This is a genomic window from Pseudomonas sp. A0308 (genome assembly GCF_044218815.1).
GTDB lineage: Bacteria > Pseudomonadota > Gammaproteobacteria > Pseudomonadales > Pseudomonadaceae > Aquipseudomonas > Aquipseudomonas iridis.
This window is the reverse complement of the sequence record NZ_CP162581.1, coordinates 2,626,733-2,649,206: the sequence shown is the minus strand read 5'-3', so window position 1 is coordinate 2,649,206 and position 22,474 is coordinate 2,626,733. Positions and strand designations below refer to the sequence as shown.

24 protein-coding genes are annotated in these 22,474 nt (G+C 59.9%); 10 read left to right on the top strand and 14 right to left on the bottom strand.

The window, feature by feature from the left end:
• Positions 1 to 238 precede the first annotated feature (238 nt).
• Entirely contained in the window at positions 239 to 1,186 is a 948-nt protein-coding gene (locus AB4P92_RS12295) for an IS110 family transposase (RefSeq protein ID WP_395599669.1), read from the top strand.
• 121 nt (positions 1,187 to 1,307) lie between these two features.
• Here the strand turns inward: AB4P92_RS12295 and AB4P92_RS12290 are convergent, their stop codons facing one another.
• The 6 genes from AB4P92_RS12290 to AB4P92_RS12265 all read right to left on the bottom strand — a co-directional run bounded on the left by AB4P92_RS12290 (position 1,308) and on the right by AB4P92_RS12265 (position 5,256).
• The gene (locus AB4P92_RS12290; RefSeq protein ID WP_210624169.1) at positions 1,308 to 1,880 is read right to left on the bottom strand and encodes a HupE/UreJ family protein; all 573 of its coding nucleotides are present in this window, start codon (positions 1,878 to 1,880) and stop codon (positions 1,308 to 1,310) included.
• A gap of 27 nt (positions 1,881 to 1,907) precedes the next feature.
• Entirely contained in the window at positions 1,908 to 2,522 is a 615-nt protein-coding gene (gene ureG / locus AB4P92_RS12285) for an urease accessory protein UreG (protein WP_042557421.1), read from the bottom strand.
• 38 nt (positions 2,523 to 2,560) lie between these two features.
• Complete coding sequence (locus AB4P92_RS12280; protein WP_115145918.1) at positions 2,561 to 3,235, bottom strand: urease accessory protein UreF; 675 nt, start codon at positions 3,233 to 3,235, stop codon at positions 2,561 to 2,563.
• Positions 3,232 to 3,732 (bottom strand): urease accessory protein UreE, encoded by a 501-nt coding sequence (ureE, locus tag AB4P92_RS12275; protein WP_042557423.1) that lies wholly within the window; start codon positions 3,730 to 3,732, stop codon positions 3,232 to 3,234. The genes AB4P92_RS12280 and ureE overlap by 4 nt, the downstream gene beginning before the upstream one ends.
• A 301-nt stretch (positions 3,733 to 4,033) precedes the next feature.
• Positions 4,034 to 4,666, bottom strand: a complete 633-nt coding sequence (locus tag AB4P92_RS12270; protein ID WP_042557424.1) for a TetR family transcriptional regulator — start codon at positions 4,664 to 4,666, stop codon at positions 4,034 to 4,036.
• Positions 4,667 to 4,836: 170 nt separating this feature from the next.
• Positions 4,837 to 5,256, bottom strand: a complete 420-nt coding sequence (locus AB4P92_RS12265) for a hypothetical protein (protein ID WP_042557425.1) — start codon at positions 5,254 to 5,256, stop codon at positions 4,837 to 4,839.
• Between the two features lie 385 nt (positions 5,257 to 5,641).
• Here AB4P92_RS12265 and AB4P92_RS12260 point away from each other — a divergent pair, with 385 nt between their 5' ends.
• A complete protein-coding gene (locus tag AB4P92_RS12260; RefSeq protein WP_395599442.1) occupies positions 5,642 to 7,717 on the top strand; it encodes an AsmA family protein in 2,076 nt (691 codons plus the stop codon).
• A 111-nt stretch (positions 7,718 to 7,828) separates the two neighbouring features.
• Here the strand turns inward: AB4P92_RS12260 and AB4P92_RS12255 are convergent, their stop codons facing one another.
• Together AB4P92_RS12255 and AB4P92_RS12250 are read right to left on the bottom strand one after the other, a co-directional pair.
• Positions 7,829 to 8,362, bottom strand: coding sequence for a bacterioferritin (locus AB4P92_RS12255; protein ID WP_042557427.1), 534 nt, complete (start codon positions 8,360 to 8,362; stop codon positions 7,829 to 7,831).
• 91 nt (positions 8,363 to 8,453) lie between these two features.
• On the bottom strand, positions 8,454 to 9,401 hold the full coding sequence (locus AB4P92_RS12250; RefSeq protein WP_395599441.1) for a LysR substrate-binding domain-containing protein: 948 nt from the start codon (positions 9,399 to 9,401) through the stop codon (positions 8,454 to 8,456).
• 120 nt (positions 9,402 to 9,521) lie between these two features.
• Between AB4P92_RS12250 and AB4P92_RS12245 the strand changes: the two genes are divergently transcribed.
• Positions 9,522 to 10,169: an FMN-dependent NADH-azoreductase gene (locus AB4P92_RS12245; RefSeq protein ID WP_395599440.1), complete on the top strand. Its 648-nt coding sequence runs from the start codon at positions 9,522 to 9,524 to the stop codon at positions 10,167 to 10,169.
• Positions 10,170 to 10,289: 120 nt separating this feature from the next.
• Positions 10,290 to 11,168, top strand: a complete 879-nt coding sequence (locus AB4P92_RS12240; protein ID WP_395599439.1) for an alpha/beta fold hydrolase — start codon at positions 10,290 to 10,292, stop codon at positions 11,166 to 11,168.
• A gap of 121 nt (positions 11,169 to 11,289) precedes the next feature.
• Here AB4P92_RS12240 and AB4P92_RS12235 read toward each other — a convergent pair whose 3' ends face one another.
• Positions 11,290 to 12,177 carry a DMT family transporter gene (locus AB4P92_RS12235; protein ID WP_042557431.1) on the bottom strand — a complete coding sequence of 296 codons (888 nt, stop codon included), beginning with the start codon at positions 12,175 to 12,177 and terminating at the stop codon, positions 11,290 to 11,292.
• Positions 12,178 to 12,273: 96 nt separating this feature from the next.
• Here AB4P92_RS12235 and AB4P92_RS12230 point away from each other — a divergent pair, with 96 nt between their 5' ends.
• The 3 genes from AB4P92_RS12230 to AB4P92_RS12220 all read left to right on the top strand — a co-directional run bounded on the left by AB4P92_RS12230 (position 12,274) and on the right by AB4P92_RS12220 (position 14,698).
• Positions 12,274 to 13,068, top strand: coding sequence for a helix-turn-helix transcriptional regulator (locus AB4P92_RS12230; protein ID WP_042557432.1), 795 nt, complete (start codon positions 12,274 to 12,276; stop codon positions 13,066 to 13,068).
• A gap of 63 nt (positions 13,069 to 13,131) precedes the next feature.
• Positions 13,132 to 13,437: a PsiF family protein gene (locus AB4P92_RS12225; RefSeq protein WP_042557433.1), complete on the top strand. Its 306-nt coding sequence runs from the start codon at positions 13,132 to 13,134 to the stop codon at positions 13,435 to 13,437.
• 247 nt (positions 13,438 to 13,684) lie between these two features.
• A complete protein-coding gene (locus AB4P92_RS12220; RefSeq protein WP_042557434.1) occupies positions 13,685 to 14,698 on the top strand; it encodes an AI-2E family transporter in 1,014 nt (337 codons plus the stop codon).
• Between the two features lie 102 nt (positions 14,699 to 14,800).
• On the opposite strand, the gene AB4P92_RS12215 is transcribed toward AB4P92_RS12220, so the two are convergent.
• Complete coding sequence (locus tag AB4P92_RS12215) at positions 14,801 to 16,069, bottom strand: Hsp70 family protein (RefSeq protein ID WP_395599438.1); 1,269 nt, start codon at positions 16,067 to 16,069, stop codon at positions 14,801 to 14,803.
• Positions 16,070 to 16,360: 291 nt separating this feature from the next.
• Between AB4P92_RS12215 and AB4P92_RS12210 the strand changes: the two genes are divergently transcribed.
• The 3 genes from AB4P92_RS12210 (at position 16,361) to AB4P92_RS12200 (ending at position 19,195) form a co-directional block, all read left to right on the top strand.
• Complete coding sequence (locus tag AB4P92_RS12210) at positions 16,361 to 17,311, top strand: DnaJ C-terminal domain-containing protein (protein WP_042557436.1); 951 nt, start codon at positions 16,361 to 16,363, stop codon at positions 17,309 to 17,311.
• Positions 17,312 to 17,334: 23 nt separating this feature from the next.
• Positions 17,335 to 17,640 (top strand): chaperone modulator CbpM, encoded by a 306-nt coding sequence (locus AB4P92_RS12205; RefSeq protein ID WP_042557437.1) that lies wholly within the window; start codon positions 17,335 to 17,337, stop codon positions 17,638 to 17,640.
• Between the two features lie 217 nt (positions 17,641 to 17,857).
• Positions 17,858 to 19,195 carry a hypothetical protein gene (locus AB4P92_RS12200; RefSeq protein WP_395599437.1) on the top strand — a complete coding sequence of 446 codons (1,338 nt, stop codon included), beginning with the start codon at positions 17,858 to 17,860 and terminating at the stop codon, positions 19,193 to 19,195.
• A 69-nt stretch (positions 19,196 to 19,264) separates the two neighbouring features.
• Here AB4P92_RS12200 and ureC read toward each other — a convergent pair whose 3' ends face one another.
• The 4 genes from ureC to AB4P92_RS12180 all read right to left on the bottom strand — a co-directional run bounded on the left by ureC (position 19,265) and on the right by AB4P92_RS12180 (position 22,473).
• A complete protein-coding gene (ureC, locus tag AB4P92_RS12195) occupies positions 19,265 to 20,965 on the bottom strand; it encodes an urease subunit alpha (RefSeq protein ID WP_042557439.1) in 1,701 nt (566 codons plus the stop codon).
• A gap of 130 nt (positions 20,966 to 21,095) precedes the next feature.
• Positions 21,096 to 21,401, bottom strand: coding sequence for an urease subunit beta (locus AB4P92_RS12190; RefSeq protein WP_042557440.1), 306 nt, complete (start codon positions 21,399 to 21,401; stop codon positions 21,096 to 21,098).
• Entirely contained in the window at positions 21,401 to 21,934 is a 534-nt protein-coding gene (locus tag AB4P92_RS12185) for a GNAT family N-acetyltransferase (RefSeq protein ID WP_042557441.1), read from the bottom strand. The genes AB4P92_RS12190 and AB4P92_RS12185 overlap by 1 nt, the downstream gene beginning before the upstream one ends.
• A 5-nt stretch (positions 21,935 to 21,939) precedes the next feature.
• On the bottom strand, positions 21,940 to 22,473 hold the full coding sequence (locus tag AB4P92_RS12180; RefSeq protein ID WP_261736324.1) for a GNAT family N-acetyltransferase: 534 nt from the start codon (positions 22,471 to 22,473) through the stop codon (positions 21,940 to 21,942).
• Position 22,474: the final 1 nt, after the last annotated feature.

The following is a 22,474-nucleotide window of genomic DNA, read 5'->3' as shown; positions in this document are numbered from 1 at the left end:
GTCTGATCGGTCGTCATCGCTGGCAAGCCAGCTTGTATGCTGGTACTTGAAGGGAGGAGAAGGGACAAAGCCAGATTCTGACTGTTGACGCAGTACAGATCCGTGGGAGATTTCGCCCCTCCTCCTTTCACCCAAGCGCCGATAAAGAATGCATCTGGCTAGGACCGACGATAGGAACAAGCCTGCGCCCCTGGGTGAGCCCTTCAAGTGTTCAAAACCATATCTCGGGGGATGCTCTATGGCAATGCCGGTTTCTGTCGTAAAGCCTATCGTTGGCGTGGATGTCGCCAAGGATGAACTGGTCATCTACCAGGCTGAGCTGGATTTGCTCGAATCTATTCCCAATGACAAGGCAGCCATCAAAAAATGGCTGAAAGCCTTACCTGCACCGGTTGATCTGGCCATTGAATCGACCAACACCTATCACTTGGCATTCGCCGATATGGCCCATGAAGCCGGGTGCACGATTTACATGGTCGGCGGATACGAGCTGAGTCATTACCGTAAAGGGGTGAAAGTTCGCGCCAAAACCGACGCGCTGGACGCCAAACTGCTGGCTCGTTATCTGAAAAACGAATACGAAGAGCTTCATCCCTGGACCCCGCCATCACCTCTATATCGCCGACTCTTGAGCCTTTTCCGCCGTCGCGCGGCGCTAGTCCAAGCACGGGTTGGTCTGGTGCAAAGCTGGGCAAATGAACCGCTGCTCAAAAGCGCATTTGCCGAGCAAGTGGCCTCAATGCAGAGGCTTGAAACGCTGGTCGAGAAGATGATCAGCGACCAGTTGAAAGAGGCTGGGCTGCTCGCCGATCTGAAGCGTTGCACGAAAGTTGAAGGTATTGGTTTTTTGACAGGGGCCCGTTTGATCGCGACGTTTCAGCGGGGCGACTTCAGAAACGCGGACGCATTTATTGCGTTTTTGGGGATGGATTTGCGAGTGTCGCAGTCAGGACAAAAAGGTGGTCGCAGAAGCCTGACCAAACGAGGTGACCCGGAGGCCCGACGGCTGCTGCATAACGCCGCCATGTCGGCCAGTCGCACTTCAGCGTGGAAAGCGTTCTATGAAGAGCAAAGAGCCCGTGGGTTCAGTACCACACAAGCGCTGGTAATCCTGGCCCGAAAGCTCGCCCGAGTGGTGTTCGCACTGTTAAAGGGACAGAGCGAATACCAGCCAAAAGCAGGTTGAGGGCTTCCCCTCAACCATAGAATCTCCCACAGGGATCTTCGGTGTTCACATGATTGTGGCTACACCAAATGAGCTGTGGGAGCTGGCTTGCCAGCGATGAGGCCGGTACAGGCGACAGAGATCAGCCAGCCAGCAACCAGACCCCGGTCGCCGCCGAAGCCGCACCTGCCAAGCGCACCAGTGGCGCCGCAGCCTGCGGCAACACGCGGACCACGCCATAACCGGCCGCATGCAGGGCCGCAGTCGCAGCTACAAAACCTGCCGCGTACGCCCAAGGGCTGCTCATCTCCGGCAACTCAAGGCCATGCGCGACACCATGGAACAACGCAAACAGCGCCGTCGCCGCTACCGCCATTACCAACGGCGGACGCACCGCCAGCGCCACGGCCAGGCCCAGCGCCAGCACCGATGCGGCGATCCCGCTTTCCAGCGCCGGCAGTTCCAGCCCTTCAAAACCGAGCATGCCGCCGATCAGCATGGTGCCGACAAAAGTGCAAGGCAGCGCCCAGCGCGCCGCGCCTTTTTGCTGCGCGGCCCACAAGCCGACGGCGACCATCGCCAACAAGTGGTCGAGGCCGCCAATCGGGTGGCTGATGCCCGCGATCAAGCCGCTGTCGCCGTGACCCGGATGTGCGAAGGCCAGTGCCGGGGTCAGCAGTAGCGCAACGGCGCCGAAAATACGTTTGAGTGTCATGGATAAGCTTCCTTGTTGATAAATGAATCAGGCTGCGGTCAGCAAGCCCTGGCGTTCGATAAAGGCGATGATTGCGTCCAGACCCTGACCGGTCTTCTGGTTGCTGAACACGAACGGCTTGCCGTTGCGCATGCGTCGGGTGTCGCTATCCATCATTTCCAGCGAGGCACCGACCAGCGGCGCCAGGTCGATCTTGTTGATCACCAGCAGGTCAGATTTGCAGATGCCCGGCCCGCCTTTGCGCGGCAACTTGTCGCCCGCCGAGACGTCGATCACGTAGATGGTCAGGTCGGACAGTTCCGGGCTGAACGTCGCCGACAGGTTGTCGCCGCCGGACTCCACCAGAATCAGGTCCAGCCCCGGAAAACGCCGGTTCAACTGATCGACCGCTTCGAGGTTGATCGAGGCGTCTTCGCGGATCGCCGTGTGCGGGCAGCCGCCGGTTTCCACACCGATGATCCGCTCCGGCGCCAGCGCTTCGTTGCGCACCAGAAAGTCGGCGTCTTCGCGGGTGTAGATGTCGTTGGTGACCACGGCGAGGTTGTAGCGCTCGCGCAAGGCGAGGCACAGGGCCAGGGTCAGCGCGGTTTTACCGGAACCGACCGGGCCGCCGATACCGATACGCAAAGGTTGTGTGTTCATACGGCTTCTCCAAAATAAAAGGCCCAAAATGACGGGCCCTAGGAACGGAACAGACGGCTGTACTGGCGCTCATGGGCCATGCACGTCAGGGACAGGCCGAACGCGGCGCTGCCCATGTGTTCGGGTTTGATGTGGGTCGCGTCTTGCTGCGCCTGTTGCAGCAGCGGCAGCAATTCGCTGGTCAGGCGCTGGGCGGCTTGCTGGCCCAGCGGCAAGGTTTTCATCAGCACGGCGAGCTGGTTTTCCAGCCAGCTCCACAGCCAGGCGGCGAGGGCGTCTTGGGGGCTGATCCCCCAGGCGCGAGCAGCCAGTGCCCAGCCGAGCGCCAGATGCGGTTCGGCGCATTGCTCGAGAAAGCTGCGCGCCGGCGCGTCGAGTTCTGGCAAGCCGTTGAGCAACTGCTGCAGCGAGTAACCCATCTGCCGACTTTCCAGGTGCAACTCGCGAGTCTCGCGACTGGCGCGGTGGGTTTCGCAGATTTGCTGCAGTTCGCCCCAGTTTTCCTCGGCGGCTGCCTGGCAATGGGCAAGCAGCAGCGGCGCTTCGAAACGGGCGAGATTGAGCAGCAACTGATCGCTGATCCAGCGGCGGGCGCTGTCCGGGTTGTTCACGCGGCCGTTATCCACAGCCATTTCCAGGCCTTGCGAATAGCTGTAGCCGCCAATCGGCAATTGCGGACTGGCCAGGCGCAGCAGCGCCCAGGCTGGGTTCATAAACGAACGCCGAACTGGTGCAGTTTTGGCGCGTAGTTGAAATCTTCGTCGCCGTGCCGCGAATGGTGATGGCCGCCGCCGTAGGCACCGTGTTCCGGTTGGAACGGGGCCTCAAGCGCTTCGACCTGCGCACCGAGTTGTTCCAGCATGGCTTTGAGCACGTAGTCGTCGAGCAAGCGCAGCCAGCCATCGCCGACTTGCAGGGCGACGTGGCGATTGCCCAGGTGATACGCGGCGCGGGTCAGTTCGAGGGCATTGGCGCAGGTGACGTGCAGCAGTTGTTCGGCGCGGGCGCAGACACGGACGATGCGACCGTCCTCGGCTTGTAGGCATTCGCCGTCATACAGCGGCGGCTGACCGCGCTCCAAAAACAACCCGACGTCTTCGTTCTCGGCACTGAAACAGCGCAAACGGCTCTTGCTTCGGGCTTCGAAGGTCAGGTGCAACTCGGCGGCCCAGACGGGTTGAGGGTCGATTCTGCGATGAATCACCAACATCGGAAAGCTTCCAGCAGTGGACAATACTCAGGCTAGAGCAAGGGGCTTGCCAATCGGACGATATGTAGGAAATCCCTGTAGGATCGTAGAGGGTGTTGCAGGATGTTGCGGGGATTTGAAGCGTTTTGGTGCATGGAGTTTTTTACATGCACTAAATAGAGGCCGTGACGCTGAGCCATTGTGGGAGCGAGCCTGCTCGCGAAGGCAATCTTTCAGTCACCGGAAAGGGTGAATGACAAACCGTTTTCGCGAGCAGGCTCGCTCCCACAGGGGAATTCGGCTACATCACAAAGAAAGGGGGCTATTCGGTACTGCCCAGGCCTTGCCAGTGCTTGAGCCCGATGAAGATGAAGCGCAACTGCTGGGTGATCTTCGCCTGCGGCGTCAAATGCTCGGGCAAGGCGTCGGCTGGCGGGTCAATGATGTCCGGCAGGGTGGCGAACACCGATTTGACGATCAGATCGGCCATCACGCTCAGGCCGTCAGCGTCCAGATGCTGAAGCTTGGGCATCATCGTCAGGTCGGCCGCGAGGTCGGAGCTGATGTTCTCGCGCAGACGGCCAATCGCCTGGCGCACCGGCAGCGAACCACCGTACTGCTCGCGCGCCAGAAACAGGAACTGCGAACGGTTGGCGCTGACCACATCGAGGAAGATCCGCACCGACGCATCGATGATGCCGCCCATGACGAATTCGTTATGGCGCACCAAGCGGATGGTTTCGCGGAAGGTCTGGCCCACTTCGCTGACCAGCACCAGACCGAGTTCGTCCATATCGGCAAAATGCCGATAGAAACCGGTGGGCACGATGCCGGCGGTTTTCGTCACTTCGCGCAGGCTCAGGCTGCCGAATCCTCGGCCGCTTTCCATCAAGTGGCGGGCAGCGTCCATCAGGGCGTTGCGGGTCTGTTGCTTCTGTTCGGCGCGGGGCAGCATCGCAGGTGTGTTCTTTGGCAGGACAAGCGCCGCACTCTAGCAAATCGGCTTTATCGGCGTCGAACGGCAGCGGGGCAGGTAGCGGGGAAATGGCGACTTATTGAGGGCTGCGGCTAAAAAGGCAAAAGCCCAATCCGGGGATTGGGCTTTTTTTCAGGGCCGCCATGGGCTCAGCTCACAGCGCTGTTGCGTTCGATTACACGGTCACCACCACCTTCAGCAAGCGCTTGGCCTTGTGGGGTTTTGTCATAGCCGTCTTCGACCAGACCTTTTTCTTCCAGGCGATTGCGACCGTTTTCGGCGACAGCCTGGCCTTGTGGGGTGTTGTCGTAGCCGTCTTCGACCAGACCTTTTTCTTCCAGACGATTGCGACCGTTCTCGGCAAGTTGACCTTGTGGAGTTTTGTCGTAGCCATCTTCAGCCAGGGTCTGACCTTGTGGAGTTTTGTCATAGCCGTCTTCGGCCAGGGTTTGGCTGAACACCGAGTGGCTGTCTTTGACTTGCGGAGTGGCTTGTTCGGCAGCGGGCAGAGCGAAAGCAGTGCTGGCTAGCATCGAAAGGGTAAGACTCAGTAGTAATTGGCGTTTCATGATGGGTTGCTCCTTGGGGGGGCGATAAAGTGGGTACGAGGGCAATGCTACTCTCGATAAGTCGATATAAAAGTTCATAAAAGCAATGGTAATAATCAACAGAATTGATTGTTCTGGCGGGAGGCTCTAGAACGGGCCTTCCAGAGGGGCGCTTTTGCACCGCAGTGGGTATTTTCGACCCACTCGTGCCTCGCAAAAGTGCGGGTGGCGGTAACGCTGCCTGACCGATCGGTCGGATTTGGCGCGGCTTTTTGCGTCTTAATCGGTCTTTCGATTAAACCTGCGGGCCTTTTGCCAGTCACAGATTTCATAGGGGCCGCTTTGGCCCGCCGTTTCAGCCGTACGCCGTGGCTTGGGCGTGCGGTCGTGATCAGGAGTTTTGTGCATGACGCGCACTGGAAAAATCTTCAGCTGGACCTTCGCCACCCTCGTACTGCTATTGGCTGTACTGGTGCTGATCATCGTGTTCTTCGACTGGAACCGGATCAAACCGCCGCTCAATGCCAAAGTCTCGGAAGAATTGCACCGACCGTTTGCCATCAACGGCAACCTCGCGGTGATCTGGCAGCGCGAGCCGGATGAAGGCGGCTGGCGCGCCTGGGTGCCTTGGCCGCATGTGGTCGCCGAGGATTTGAGCCTGGGCAACCCGGACTGGTCGAAGCAGCCGCAGATGGTCACGCTCAAGCGCGTCGAGTTGCGTATTTCGCCGTTGGCCTTGCTGGCGCAACGAGTGGTGATCCCGCGCATCGACCTGACCGAACCCAACGCCGAGTTGCAACGCCTGGCCGACGGCCGCGCCAACTGGACGTTCAAGTTCGATCCCAAGGATCCGAATGCCGAGCCGTCGAACTGGGTCGTGGATATCGGCGCCATCAAGTTCGACAAGGGCCACGTCACCCTTGACGATCAGACCTTGAAGACCAGCCTTGATGTGCTGATCGATCCTTTGGGCAAGCCGATTCCTTACAGCGATATCGTCGGCGACAAAGCGGCGAAAACCACGCAGGACAAGGTCGGCGCGCCGCAGGATTACGCTTTTGCATTAAAGGTGAAAGGTCAGTATCACGGCCAGAATCTCAGTGGTCAGGGCAAAATCGGCGGGCTGCTGGCCTTGCAGGACTCGAGCAAACCGTTCCCGCTGCAGGCCCAGGCGAAAATCGGCGATACCCGCATTGAACTGGCCGGCACCCTGACCGATCCGCTCAATCTCGGCGCCCTCGACCTGCGTCTGAAACTGGCCGGTGACAGCCTCGGTAACCTCTATCCGCTGACCGGGGTGACCCTGCCGGACACGCCGCCGTACGCCACTGATGGTCATCTCATCGCCAAGTTGCACGATGATGCCGGCGCGAAATTCACCTATGAAAAATTCAACGGCAAGATCGGCAGCAGCGACATCCACGGCGACCTGACTTACGTTGCCAGTCAGCCTCGGCCCAAGCTCAGCGGCGCGCTGGTGTCCAACCAACTGCTGTTCGCTGACCTCGGGCCGTTGATCGGTGCCGACTCCAACGACAAGCCAAAAACTGGCAGTGCACAGAGCAAGCAACCGGCAGACAAAGTCCTGCCGGTGGACGAATTCAAGACGGATCGCTGGCGCGCGATGGATGCCGATGTCGAGTTCACTGGCAAGCGTATCGTCCACAGCGAAAAACTGCCGTTCACCGACCTTTATACCCATCTGATACTCAACGACGGCGAACTTAGTCTGGAGCCGCTGCGCTTCGGCGTGGCTGGTGGCAAACTCGATGCGCAAATTCGTCTGAACGGGCGCACCGAGCCGCTGGAAGGCCGGGCGAAGTTGACGGCGCGCGGGTTCAAACTCAAGGAACTGTTCCCGACCTTCGAGCCGATGAAAACCAGCTTCGGCGAGCTCAATGGCGACGCCAATATCAGTGGGCGCGGTAACTCGGTAGCGAAGCTGCTGGGCGGCGCTAACGGCAGCTTGAAGATGCTGATCAACGACGGCGCGATCAGTCGCGAACTGATGGAGCTTGCAGGTCTCAACGTCGGCAACTACGTAGTCGGCAAAATCTTTGGCGACAAAGAAGTGAAGATCAACTGCGCGGCGGCGGACTTCGATATCAAGACTGGTTTGGCGTCCACGCGGCTGTTTGTCTTCGATACCGAGAACGCGATCATCTATATCGACGGCACGGCGAACATGGCGACCGAGCAACTGGACCTGACGGTGACGCCGGAATCCAAGGGCTGGCGTTTGATCTCGTTGCGTTCGCCGCTGTATGTGCGCGGCAAGTTCATCAAACCCGACGCTGGCGTTAAACCAGTCCCGCTGTTGTTGCGCGGCGCGGGGATGGTGGCGTTGGGAGTGATTGCGGCGCCGGCGGCGGGGTTGCTGGCATTGGTGGCCCCGAGCGGTGGCGAGCCGAATCAGTGTGCGCCGTTGCTGGAGCAGATGAAGGCCGGTAAGGCACCGGTGACCGTAAAACCAACCAAGTAAAGACAGATCAAAAGATCGCAGCCTCCGGCAGCTCCTACAGGGAAATGCGTCCCCTGTAGGAGCTGCCGAAGGCTGCGATCTTTTGCTGTTGCGATGGTGATTCAGAAAGGTTTACAGATCTTTCAGAATGTCGGCCATGTCATCCGCATGCTCTTCTTCCTGCGCGAGGATGTCTTCGAAGATGCGGCGGGTGGTCGGGTCTTTTTCGCCGATGTACTGAATGATTTCGCGATAGCTATCGATCGCGATCCGCTCGGCCACCAGGTCTTCGTAGACCATCTCCTTCAAACTGTTGCCGGCTACATATTGTGCGTGGGACATTTTCGACAGCATGTCCGGATTGAACTCCGGTTCGCCGCCCAATTGCACAATACGCTCGGCCAGTCGGTCAGCGTGTTCGCTTTCCTGCTTGGCGTGTTCGAGAAACTCATCGGCAGCGGTGCTGGCCTTCAGACCGCTGGCCATGAAGTAGTGACGTTTGTAGCGCAAGACGCAGACCAGTTCAGTGGCCAGCGATTCGTTGAGCAAACGCAGCACCTCTTCACGGTTGGCGCTGTAGCTTTCGGTTACGGCGCCGTTCTCGACGTGTTGGCGCGCACGTTCGCGCAGGGTTTGGACATCAGACAGATGCAGGTCGTCGCTCATTTCAGTCTCCTGGAGGCTAATCCGATTGGCGCCACGCTCTACAGGCGCGATCGCCTACCCAGGTTGTGAGTCATACGCGATGCAAAAAGTTTTATGAGATTTGCACGGCTTGCCCTGTGTGCGTTGCCAAAGGCTGTGACCTTGGTGCCAGCCCTGACAAAAGTGCCTCTTCCTGCAACCACGCAAAAAACGCCCGCACCGGCGGGTGCCGCTCGCGCCCCGGCACACACAGCGCGCTGTAGCCGGCACCGTCGACTTGGACATCGCCTTGAAATGGCACCAGCAAACCACTGGCGATGCTTTCCGAGACCAGAATATTGCTCGCCAGCACCAAGCCTTGCCCGGCGATCGCCGCTTGCAACGCGTAATGCTCTTCATCGTATTCGCGAATCGCCGGATGCTGATTCAGCCAGTTCGCACCGGACTTCGCGCACCACGCTTCCCAGCCATGGGCATACAGCTTCGAGTTGTGCCAGCGCACGCTGATCAGCGTCGGCGCGCGTCGCCCGGCCAACGCGACTTGTTCGGGCGATCCATAGACCCCGAACGATTCATCGAACAGACACAGGCCATACAGTTTCGAGTAGTCGTCGAGGCTGTAACGCAGCACCAGATCGACGCTGGCGTCCTGATGCAGATCGATGACTTCGCAGTGCGTGTCCAGGCGCACATTGATGTTCGGGTGCCTGGCATAAAACCGCCCGAGGCGCGGCACCAGCCACAGCGCGGCAAACGCGGCAGTGGTCGACAGCGTCAGGCTGCTGCCGCTGCGTTGCGGGCGCAGGGTGTCGACGCTTTGCGCCACTTCCAGCAGCGCGCCATGCAGGCTGCGAAACAGCCGCTCGCCGCCCTCTGTGAGGCGCACCTTGCGCGGTAGACGTTCGAACAGGGCAACGCCGAGCCAATCCTCCAGCACCCGAATCTGATGGGAGATCGCCGTGGGCGTTACCGACAATTCTTCGGCGGCAGCCTTGAAGCTCAGCAAGCGTGCAGCGGATTCGAAGGCGCGCAGGGCGGTCAACGGCAAGGAGGCGAACATTGAAACTCCATGGATGAAATGGATTCATCCTGAATGATTTTTGCTCATTTGAAGACGGGCGGCTACGAGCCTCAAGCTTCATGCCACAAGCAGTTGGATTCTAGTCCGGAGGAAGTACAGATGAGCAAAATTCTTGTAATCCACGCCAGCCCGCGTGGCGACCGTTCGCACTCACGGCGTCTGGCGGAAGGTTTTCTCAGCGCTTGGCAGGCGCGTTATCCACAGGCCCAAGTGACTCGTCGTGAAGTCGGCCGGACGTTGATTCCGGCGGTCAACGAGGCCTTTGTCGCGGCGGCGTTCCATCCCGAGCCCGAAGCTCGTTCGCTGTCGATGAAGGCTGATCTGGCGCTCAGCGATCAATTGGTCGGCGAGTTGTTCGATCACGATCTGCTGCTGATTTCCACGCCGATGTACAACTTCAGCGTGCCCAGCGGCCTCAAGGCGTGGGTCGATCAGATTGTGCGATTGGGGCTGACCTTCGATCACACGCTCGACAACGGTGTGGCCCAGTACACGCCACTGTTGCAGGGCAAGAGGGCGTTGATCGTCACCAGTCGCGGCGGCTTCGGGTTCGGTCCGGGCGCAGAGCTGGAGGCACTGAATCACGCCGACCCATGGCTGCGCACGGCGCTGGGCTTCATCGGTATCAACGACGTCACGGTGGTCGCGGCCGAAGGCGAGGAGTCTGCCGAACGCACTTTCGCAGTATCGGTGGCCGAGGCGGAGCAGCGCTTGCTCGAACTCGCGAGGGAGTTCCAGATGGCCTGATTGTGGCGGGGGTTGCAGGGCTGAATTAGGCTGGACGCTGCGTTGTCATCATTACAGCGGATGCTTGGCGGGTGTTTTGCACGCCTTGCATCCACTCACCGACTACAAGGATGTTTGCCTATGTCGACGCGTTATCCATTGGTGCTGGTGCCGGGAATGCTCGGGTTTATCCGGCTGGTGATTTATCCATATTGGTTCGGGATCATCAAGGCGTTGCGCCGCGGTGGTGCAACCGTGATTGCGGTGCAGGTGTCGCCGCTCAATTCGACCGAGGTGCGTGGCGAGCAGTTGCTCGCGCGCATCGACGAGATTTTGCGCGAAACCGGGGCGCAGAAGGTCAATCTGTTTGGCCACAGTCAGGGCTCGTTGACGGCGCGTTACGCCGCAGCGAAACGCCCGGATCTGGTGGCCTCGGTCACTTCGGTGGCCGGGCCCAATCATGGTTCGGAACTGGCCGACTATCTACACAAACACTACCCCGCAGACAGCGCCAAGGGTCGTATCCTCAAGGTGTTGCTGCGTGTTGTCGGCTGGCTGATGGCGTTGCTGGATACCGGTTATCACGGGCCGAGACTGCCGGTGGATATCCATGCCTCGCATCAATCGCTGACCACTGAAGGCGTGGCGCTGTTCAATCAGCGTTATCCACAGGGCCTGCCTGAAACCTGGGGCGGCCACGGGCCGGAAGAGGTCAACGGCGTACGGTATTACTCGTGGTCAGGGACGTTGCAGCCGGGCAAGACGGATCGTGGCGGCAATTTGTTCGACGGGACCAATCGCAGCTGTCGGTTGTTTGCGAAAACCTTTGTCCGTGAGCCGGGGCAGTGCGACGGGATGGTCGGGCGTTACAGCTCGCACCTGGGCACGGTGATTGGCGACGACTATCCGTTGGATCACTTCGACATCGTCAACCAGTCGCTGGGGCTGGTGGGCAAGGGCGCGGATCCGGTGCGGCTGTTTGTCGAGCATGCGGCGCGTCTGAAAGCTGCCGGGGTCTAACAGACGCACCGAGTTATCGTTCATCGCTGGCAAGCCAGCTCCCACAAGTGATGAGGTCGTTCACAAAAGTTGCGTTCGACACAAAAACTGTGGGAGCTGGCTTGCCAGCGATGAGGCCCGATCAGGCGATACTGGTCTGTCGGCCCAACACCGTCGTCCAGCGCTCGGAAAGAATCACCCCGCCCAACGTCAGCAAACCACCCACCAGGTGATACATCGCCAGTTGCTCCTTCAACACCAGCGCGGCAATCAGCGCGGTAATCAACGGCAGCAAGTTGAAGAACAACGTCGTCCGGCTCGGCCCCAGGCGCATCACCGCTTGCATCCACGCCAACGGCGCGAGCATCGAGGCCAGCAGGCACGCATACAACACCAGCGGAATATTCTGCAGCGTCAGCCCGGTTTTCGGTGAGGCGGCAAACAGCGGAAACAACACCACAATCGCCACCAGCACCTGCAGATACAGCAACACCAGCGGTGGCAGACGCAGCTGCCATTTCTTCAGCAACGTGCTGTAAATCGCATAGGCCAGCGTGGCGATCAGCATCATCGCATCGCCCAGGTTCACGCCGTGTTGCAGCAACGCGCCGAGGCTGCCCGACGACACCACTACCAGCACACCGGCAAACGACAGCACCGCCCCCACCAACGCACCGGCAGTCAGGCGCTGGCCGAGGCTGATGATTGCCATGGCCAGCGACATCAATGGCATCAGCGACAGGATGATGCCCATGTTGGTTGCCGTGGTCAGAGTCGCGGCGAAGTAAGCGAGGCTTTGATACACCGCCATGCCGAGCACGCCGAGGACGAAAATCTTGCCCAGGTTGGGGCGGATCTGCGGCCAATGCGCGATCACTTGTTTGAGCATGAACGGGGTGAACAGCAAACCGGCGAGCAGCCAGCGGTAGAAACCGATCTCGGCCGGGAAGATCGCGCCGACCGCGAGTTTGTTGATCACGGTGTTGCCGGCCCAGATAAAGATCGCCAGCAGGGGAAAAGCGTATTGCATGCGTTGAAACCAGTACGTTGATGAAACGTGATTATCCCCTGTCTGGATGCAGCCCTATACTTCGAACCAGACAAACTGCCACTGAAAGCGGACAGCATGAACAGTAAACACATCGATCTGCTCGATTTCAGCGAACTGCCGTCAGCGGTGTACTTCCGTTACGCCGATTTCAACGCCCATGAGTTTGCCGCGCCGCACCGCCATCCGTGGGGCACTTTGGAATACGCCGCTCACGGGGTGTTGCACATGGACGTCGACGGCAGTCGTTTCATGTCGCCGCCGCAATACGCAGTGTGGGTGCCACCGCAGGTCGAGCACAGTTTCTACAGTCATCAACCGGTCAATTACCGGGCGGTATGTCTCGATCCCAAGGTTTGCGCCGAGCTGCCGGCGCGGGCCTGTACGCTGGCGATCAGCGATATCCTCAAGGCGATCCTCAAGGACTTCGCCGCCCGTGACGTGAAGATTCCCGAACGGGAGGCTGATCAGCGTCTGGCTCAGGTGCTGGTCGATCAACTGCAACAGGCGCCGGTGCATGAGTGTTATCTGCCGTATGCAAGCAGCCCCGGACTGCTGGCGATTCTTGAGACCCTGCAAGCGGAGCCAGGCAACAACCAGCCGCTGGCGCACTGGGCGTTGCAGGTGCATGTCAGCGAGCGCACGTTGGCGCGGCAGTTTGTTCGAGAACTGGGGATGAGTTTCGGTGAGTGGCGCCAGCGCCTGCGCTATCTCGCGGCCATTGAAGCGCTGGAAACGCCGCGCAGCGTGCAGGAAATCGCTTTTGATCTCGGCTACAGCAGCGGCTCGGCGTTTATCGCCATGTTCGCGCGGCAGGCCGGCTGCACGCCGGAGCAGTACCGCCGCAGTCACCTGGAAGGCAGGAAGATGTAACAGGATTTGGCTACACTCCAGCGAAGGCCGCCTCCATCGAAGCGGCGACAAGGAGAAAACTCCATGAAGATGTTGCGTGTCCCTTTGTTGATGATTGGTTTGCTCCTGTGTTCCCAGGGTTTCGCCGCCACGGCGCAACAGAACAAAATGACCACCTGCAATGCCGATGCGACCGCCAAGAGTCTGAAAGGCGATGAGCGCAAAACCTTCATGAGCACTTGCCTCAAGGCAGCGCCAGCGGCCAATGACGCCAAGGCCCTGACCCCGCAGCAGCAGAAGATGACCACGTGCAACGCCGATGCGAAAACCAAAGCCCTGAGCGGCGATGCGCGCAAGGCATTCATGAGTGAGTGCCTGAAGAAAAAGTGATCCTCTGACCTTGTGGTGAGCGTGCCGGCCTCATCGCGGGCAAGCCCGCTCCCACAGGGTTTTGGTGGGCTCAGATAATTTGTGTACGACGCAATCACTGTGGGCTGGCTTGCCAGCGATGAGGCCAGATAGCCCCCTGAGCTTTTGACTCATGGCCCCGATCAGGCTTGCCCCAGCATATCCCTAGTGCTCCCCCTCGATCGCTGGCAGACTGCCCATCCTTTAACGCCGTTCGTTTTGAGGCTGTATGCCAACGTTTTCTGAGCGTCATGTTGTGTTCTGGGTCAGTTGCATCATCATTTTCGGCGGGTTGCTGCTCGTCCTGCCGCTGCGTTTGTTGCCCAGCCTGCTGGCCGGGTTGCTGGTGTTCGAGCTGGTCAACATGCTCACCCCACAACTGCAACGGCTGATCGAAGGCCGGCGTGCCCGTTGGCTGGCGGTGGCACTGCTCGGTACGCTGGTGGTCAGTGCGCTGGCTTTGCTCTTCGCCGGGGCTATCAGTTTCCTCCTGCACGAGGCGGAGAATCCCGGCGCCTCTCTGGACAAATTCATGGGCGTGGTCGACCGTGCGCGCGGTCAATTACCGCCGTTCATCGACGCCTATTTGCCGGCCAGCGCCGCTGAATTTCGCGTGGCCATCGGCGAATGGATGAGCAAACACCTGTCCGATCTGCAACTGGTGGGCAAAGACGCGGCGCACATGTTCGTGACCTTGCTGATCGGCATGGTGCTCGGCGCGATCATCGCCTTGCAGCGCATACCGGACGTGACCAAGCGCAAACCGTTGGCCGCCGCGCTGTTCGACCGTCTGCACCTGCTGGTTCAGGCCTTTCGCAACATTGTTTTCGCGCAGATCAAGATTTCTCTGCTGAACACGTTTTTCACCGGGATTTTCCTCGCGGTGGTCCTGCCGCTGTTCGGCATTCATCTGCCGCTGACCAAAACCCTGATCGTCCTGACCTTCCTGCTCGGCCTGTTGCCGGTGATCGGCAACCTGATATCGAACACGCTGATCACCATCGTCGGCCTGTCGCTGTCGATCTGGGTGGCGATGGCCGCACTGGGTTATCTGATTTTTATCCACAAGCTCGAATACTTCCTCAACGCGCGCATTGTCGGCGGGCAGATCAGTGCCAAGTCGTGGGAGTTGCTGCTGGCAATGCTGGTGTTCGAGGCCGCATTCGGCCTGCCGGGCGTGGTGGCGGGGCCGATTTATTATGCGTATCTGAAGAGTGAATTGAAGCTCGGCGGAATGGTTTAAAACGGCAGCTTCGAGTTTTCAGCTGCAAGCTGCAAGTAAGGGCAAAAGCAGATGCGCTTTTGATCCTGCTTGCAGCTTGAAGCTCGCAACTTGCAGCTGGCGTTAAACGCCATACCGTTTACGGGCTTCAATCGCCAAGCCGCTGCCAATGCTGCCGAAGATGTTCCCCTCGACATGTCGCGCATTCGGCAACATCGCCGAAACACTGTTGCGCAGCGCCGGGATGCCGCTGGAACCACCGGTGAAGAACACCGTATCGACTTGATCGACGCGCACATTGGCGTCGTTCAGCAAGTTCGTGACGCTGCCGCGTACCCGCTCCAGCAGCGCATCAATCGCTGATTCAAACAACGCTCGCGTCAGTTCCACGCTCAACCCGGCTTCGATGCGGTCCAGCGGCACATGGCGGCTGTCGGCGTGGGTCAGCTCGATCTTGGTTTCCTCGACTTCCATCGCCAGCCAGTGCCCGGCGCGTTGTTCGATCAACTTGAACAGACGATCAATGCCGCCCGTGTCTTCGATGTCGTAGCGCATGCTGCCCAGCGCCAAGCTCGATTTTTGCGAGTACACCGAGTTGATCGTGTGCCAGGTTGCCAGGTTCATGTGGTGGCTGGTCGGCATGTAGGCGCCGCTCTTCATGCGGCTGCCGTAGCCGAACAGCGGCATCAGGCCCTGCAGGCTCAGTTGTTTGTCGAAGTCGGTACCGCCGATGTGCACGCCGCCGGTGGCGAGGATGTCGTCGTGGCGGTTATCCATACCGCGACGCTCGGGCGACAGGCGGACCAGCGAGAAGTCGGATGTACCACCGCCGATGTCGACGATCAGGACCAGCTCTTCCTTTTCGATGGTCGACTCGTAGTCGAAGGCCGCAGCAATCGGTTCGTACTGGAACGAGACTTCTTTGAAACCAATCTTTTTCGCCACGTCCACCAACGTGTCTTCGGCTTCCTGGTCGGCCAGCGGATCGTCATCGACGAAAAACACCGGGCGGCCGAGCACCACTTGCTCGAATTCCCGACCGGCGGCGGTTTCTGCGCGGCTCTTCAATTGGCCGATGAACAGACCGAGCAGGTCCTTGAACGGCATTGCCGTGCCGAGGACGCTGGTGTCGTGCTTGATCAGCTTGGAGCCGAGCAGGCTTTTCAGCGAGCGCATCAGGCGGCCTTCGTAGCCTTCCAGGTATTCGTGCAGCGCCAGGCGACCGTACACCGGGCGGCGCTCCTCGAAGTTGAAGAAGACCACCGACGGCAGGGTGATCTTGTCGTCTTCCAGCGCGATCATCGTTTCCATGCCGGGGCGCAGCCAGCCGACGGTGGAGTTGGACGTGCCGAAGTCGATGCCGCAGGCACGGGCTGGAGAGGCGTCTTTCATGTCTTTCGGTTCCGGTCAAAAAAACGGCCGCGCAGTGTATGTCAGTGCGCGGCAGATTCGTAGGCCGGTCATCTGCTATTTGATGACTAATCTCGCTTGAAACTCGCAGCTTTGCCCCAAACTTGCTGGCATGGGCCGGCAGATACACCGGCGGTCGCAAGAACCGCCGTCCACTGCCGATAAACTTCTGCAGCGCCACCCGGTCACAAACTTGAGATCGGTCAACCCGGCACGCGCGAATCGGCGCATGCTGCATGGGCGCGAAATCGATAACGGATGGTGATTCCTTCAATGGACTTCAAAGACTATTACAAGATACTCGGCGTGGAGCCGACAGCAGACGACAAGGCTATCAAGGCTGCCTATCGCAAGCTGGCGCGCAAGTACCACCCCGATGTCAGCAAGGAAAAAGACGCCGAGTCCAAATTCAAGGACGCGTCGGAAGCCTATGAAGCGCTGAAAAGCGCCGACAAACGCGCCGAATACGACGAGCTGCGCCGCTACGGTCAGCACGGTCAGCCGTTCCAGGGGCCACCGGGCTGGCAGAGCCGTGGCGGTTTTGGCGGCGGCGGTCAGGACACCGGTGACTTCTCGGACTTCTTCAGTTCGATCTTCGGCAATCGCGGCCCCGGTTTCGGTGGCGGTGACGGTCGGCAACAACGCAGTGCAGGGCGCCGAGGGCAAGACGTGGAAATGGAACTGCCGATCTTCCTCGAAGAAACCCTTTCGAACGAATCGAAAAAGGTCACCTTCCAGGTGCCGCAATACAACGCGGCGGGCCAGCACGTCAGCAACACCAGCAAAAGCCTGAACGTGAAGATCCCCGCGGGCGTGACCGACGGTGAGCGCATCCGCCTCAAGGGCCAGGGTGCACCGGGTGTGGGGGGTGGAGCGAGTGGCGATCTGTACCTGACCATCCGTCTGGCGCCGCACCCAAAATTTGATGTCGAAGGCGAGAACCTGATCATCACGCTGCCGTTGGCACCGTGGGAGTTGGCGCTGGGTGCCGAAGTGGCCGTGCCGACCCTGACCGGCAAGATCAACCTCAAGGTGCCGGCCGGCAGCCAGAACGGCCAGCGCATGCGCGCCAAGGGCCATGGTCTGAAAAACAAGGCCGGTGAGCGTGGTTATCTGTTCGTGCAGCTCAAAGCCGTCATGCCAAAGACCGCCGATGACGAGGTCAAGGCGCTGTGGCAGGAACTGGCGAAGAAAGCCGCTTTCAATCCGCGAGAGAACTTCTGAACCCGACGACGGAATAGCCCATCATGAGCAGCCCCCTGATCGTTCAACTGGACATGGCAGAATTCTGTGAGGCGGCCGATTTGTCGGACGTCTACGTGATCGAAATCGTCGAACACGGCATCCTCGAACCTCAGGGCGCGCAGCCCCGGGAATGGCGCTTCACCGATTACGAACTGGCTTTGGCCAAACGCGCCGCCAAGCTGCGGCGCGATCTCGATCTGGAGTGGGAAGGCGTCGCACTGGCGCTTGACCTGCTCGAAGAGGTTCGTGAACTGCGCGCCGAGAACCTTATGCTCAAGCAGCGGTTGGGGCGACTGGTCGTCGAATAATCGAATCGCGCCTCGGTATGGGCGGGCGTAATTTCCCGTCAGCGAGCCACTTTCAGTATCGATTATTCGGTTTCATTTTTTCATCCGGGTGTGATTAAGTCGGCGCCGCGCATATGGATATGCGCGCCAGTGACACCGTTGAGTAAGTGCATTTCGGCTTTGCCGGTACCGCCTCAACGGGCCACGACGCCAGATAACCTTTCAAGGATGAACAGCAATGCTCAAAAGACCCTCCCGCCGAGCGAGCGGCTCGGCCGATGTACACCCTCGCCCCGCCCAGACCACCGATGCACATTCGCGATCAGAACCGCCGCTACGTGTCGACGTCGGCTCATCGCACACCTTGCGTTCCTCATCCTCCAGAGAGCCCGTAACAGGCTCAGTCGACCCCGACCTGCCGACGGCGACTGCTTCGATCCGGGTCACAGAGATATTTACGCCATCGACCGACTCCGCCGCTGCATTGGGTGAGCGTCACCGACCGGTTATTGCGCAGTTCGGCCTGCCCGAGGCGGATGCCCAAGGGTTCCGGATGTTCAAGGATCGCCTGTACGTCGACTTGCCTGACGGCGTTCTGCAAATCGGTGTCGACCCGCAAACCGGGCGATACCGCGCCAAGAAACCGAGTGAGCGGATTCCCTCAGGTCCGGAGCTTGTGTTCGACCCTGTCAGCAAGTTCTGGGTCCCTTCCACGCTGAAACGAGCGTCCGGCCAGGCTGAGGCGGCAACGAACAAGTCGCCCAGGGAGCCTGATACGGGTCGATCTGATGACGAGTTCGAGCTGGCTTCCGAATCGATGCCGATCGCACACTTCACTGAGCGAGAGCTGGTGGGCATGAGGCGCGAAGAGCACTACTCCGCCGACACCAACACGCTGGGTTCCTACGACCGTGTCAACAACGGCAAGTACCCGTTCAGAGACCGTTTTGGCAGGCCTGTGCGCATTCGCAAGCTTGAGCGCGAAGTCGTTCTGGAATCAGGCGAGCGCTACACGTCCGAGCAGATCAAGCCCTATATCAAGTTTCAGGGATATGAGCAGGTCGCCAGGTTGTACGAAGAAAAGTTGCAGTGGCGGCGGTTCACCGAAGCGGATGTAAAGGTCCCCGGCGAGGCTGCGCTGATCGGACAATCCATGGTGGTTGCCAACAGACGCATCGCCAATGGCGAGTTGATCGGTGTTTACGGCGGCACATTACGCCCTGGACGGTTCCTGCAGCCCAACGAGCTGACATTCGCCATGTCTGTCTCCGACAATACGCTTAAGGCCAGCGTAGCCATCCCCGGAATGCATGTTGCCGGGGACAACATCATCTCCAGAATCAACACCTGTTTTATTTACGATGCCGCTGGCAAGCCCATCGCGCAGGCGCGCGATGGCTATAACCTTCAGGTGGTCGGCTTCACTGTCGAGGCTGACCTGTTGATGGGGGACAAACCGAACCGCAACAAATACTCGTTGAATGCATTCTTTGCGACGCAGGATATTGCGGCCGGAACGGAATTGCGCTGGGACTACAACTACTCTGATGAAGCGATGAAGCTGCTCTTCCCCTAACGAGCGACTGAGGCGCGCCATGTGCTTGGGGAGGTGTCGAGCTTTCCACCTCCCGAAGACAGGTCGCAATCAGAACAGAAAGTAACGCTGCGCCATCGGCAGCGTTTCTGCTGGTTCACACCACAGCAACACACCGTCGGCCTTGACCTGATAGGTCTGCGGATCGACATCGATGTTCGGCAAGTAATCGTTGTGGATCAGATCGGTTTTCTGCACATCGCGGCAACCTTTGACCACCGCGATTTTCTTTTTCAATCCCAGTTGTTCCGGCAACCCGGCTTCCTGCGCCGCCTGACTGATAAACGTCATGCTGGTGGCGTGCAGCGAGCCACCATAACTGGCGAACATCGGCCGGTAGTGCACGGGTTGCGGCGTAGGAATCGAGGCGTTGGCGTCACCCATCAGGCTTGCCGCAATGGCGCCGCCCTTGAGAATCAACGTCGGTTTCACGCCGAAAAACGCCGGACGCCAAAGCACCAGATCCGCCCATTTCCCCACTTCGATGGAGCCCACTTCATGGCTGATGCCATGGGTGATCGCCGGGTTGATCGTGTATTTGGCGATGTAGCGTTTGGCGCGGAAGTTGTCGTTGCCGGCGCCGTCCTGTGGCAGCGGGCCGCGCTGCTTTTTCATCTTGTCGGCAGTCTGCCAGGTGCGCGTGATGACTTCGCCGACGCGCCCCATGGCCTGGCTGTCGGAGCTGATCATCGAGAACGCGCCGAGGTCGTGGAGAATGTCTTCGGCGGCAATGGTTTCGCGGCGAATGCGGCTCTCGGCGAACGCCACGTCTTCGGCAATGCTTGGGTCGAGGTGGTGGCAGACCATCAGCATGTCGAGGTGTTCGTCGATGGTATTGCGGGTGAACGGTCGGGTCGGATTGGTCGAGCTGGGCAGCACGTTGGCGAAACCGCAGGCCTTGATGATGTCCGGTGCATGGCCGCCACCGGCACCTTCGGTGTGATAGGTGTGGATGGTGCGGCCCTTGAACGCGCCGAGGGTGGTTTCGACAAAACCGGATTCGTTGAGCGTGTCGGTGTGGATCGCCACCTGCACGTCGTACTGATCGGCGACGTTCAGGCAGTTATCGATGCTCGCCGGGGTGGTGCCCCAGTCTTCGTGCAGCTTGAGGCCGATGGCGCCGGCCTTGACCTGCTCGATCAACGGCTCCGGCAGGCTGGCGTTGCCCTTGCCGGTGAGGCCGATGTTCATCGGGAACGCGTCGGCGGCCTGAAGCATGCGCGCCAGATGCCACGGTCCGGAAGTGCAGGTCGTGGCGTTGGTGCCGGTGGCCGGGCCAGTGCCGCCGCCGATCATGGTGGTGACGCCACTCATCAGCGCTTCTTCGATCTGCTGCGGGCAGATGAAGTGGATGTGCGTGTCGATGCCGCCCGCGGTGAGGATCATGCCTTCACCGGCAATGACTTCGGTGCTGGCGCCGATGGCGATGGTCACGTTGGGCTGCACGTCCGGGTTACCGGCCTTGCCGATTGCGGCGATGCGCCCATCCTTGAGGCCGACGTCAGCCTTGACGATGCCCCAGTGATCGATGATCAGCGCGTTGGTGATCAGCGTGTCGACGACTTCGGCGGCCAGCAGTTGGCTTTGGCCCTGACCGTCGCGGATGACTTTGCCGCCACCGAATTTCACTTCTTCGCCGTAGGTGGTGAAGTCCTGTTCGACTTCGATCCACAGTTCGGTGTCGGCCAGGCGCACCTTGTCGCCGACGGTGGGGCCGAACATGTCGGCGTAGGCTTGGCGGGAGATCTTCATTTCCTCGTTCCTCGGAACTGAGCTGCAAGCTTCAAGCTGCAAGCCTCAAGTAAAAGCGAATGTGCGAGCGCCAGAAGACTGCTTTTTCTTGCAGCTTGCAGCTTGCGGCTTGCAGCTTGAAGCTGCCTTTTTAGAGTTCACCCATGATCCGCCCGGCAAAACCGAACACCCGGCGATGCCCGGCGTAATCCACCAGCTCGACTTCCCGGCTCTGGCCCGGCTCAAAGCGCACCGCCGTGCCCGCCGGGATGTTCAGGCGCATGCCACGGCTGGCCGCGCGATCAAACGTCAGGGCGTCGTTGGTTTCGAAAAAGTGATAGTGCGAGCCGACCTGGATCGGCCGATCGCCGCTGTTGGCGACTTTCAGGCTGAGGGTGCGGCGGCCGACGTTGAGTTCAATGTCGCCGGGCTGGATCTGGTATTCGCCAGGAATCATCACTGGGCTCCTTGCAGAATTTTGTAATAGAGGGCGGTCGGTCGATACGTGCCGTGCGGGTCGCAGGCGTAGTCGGGGATGGCCCCGGCGCGGGTGTAACCCAGGGCTTTATAGAAATCTTCAGCCGGCGAACCCGCTTCTGTATCGAGGTAGAGCATGCCGCGCTTATGCTTGGACGCTTCGAGCTCCAGCGCACTCATCAATTGCTGACCGAGGCCGCGACGACGGGCGTGTTCGCGCACCAACAATTTCTGCACTTCGGCGCGGTTCAGGCCATTGGCCTTTTGGCACAGGCCCAACTGCACACTGGCCAGCACTTGCTCGTCGTTGACCACCACCCAAAGCAACACGCTGCCCTTGTTGACGTTGTCTTGCACCTCATCGAAATAGGCTCGGGCCTGCGCGGCATCGAGGTCGGCCATGAAGCCGACACTGGCGCCATACCCCACGGCATCAAGCAGCAGATCGATCAGTCCCTGACGATAATGCGCAAAACTTTCAGCGTTGACGCGGCGCAGTTGGGCGGCGTTCATCGGTGTCACTCCTTGTTGGTGTCGGGCGGCTCCGCGCCAGGGTTGAGGGTCAGTTGCATGAAGGTCAGGTCCAGCCAGCGGCCGAACTTGGTACCGACTTGCGGCATCTGCCCGGTGACGATGAAACCGGCGCGCTCGTGCAATCGAATGGAGGCGGCGTTGCCGCTTTCGATGGCGGCGACCATGACGTGTTTGCCGCAGGTTTTTGCGCGTTCGATCAGTTCCGTCATCAGTTGCGGACCGAGGCCGTTGCCGCGTTGGTCGCTGCGCACGTAAACCGAATGCTCGACGGTGTGGCGGAAGCCGTCGAAGGGCCGCCAGTCACCGAACGAAGCGTAGCCGAGCACCGTGTTGTCGCTGTCGACGATCACCAGGATCGGGTAAGCCTGAGCCTGGCGTGCGGCGAACCACGCCTGCCGGTTGCCGAGGTCGACGGCCGATTCGTTCCAGATCGCCGTGGTGTTGAGCACGGCATCGTTGTAGATATCGCGGATCGCCGGCAGGTCGGCGTGGAGGGCATCGCGAATGGCGTAAGTCATG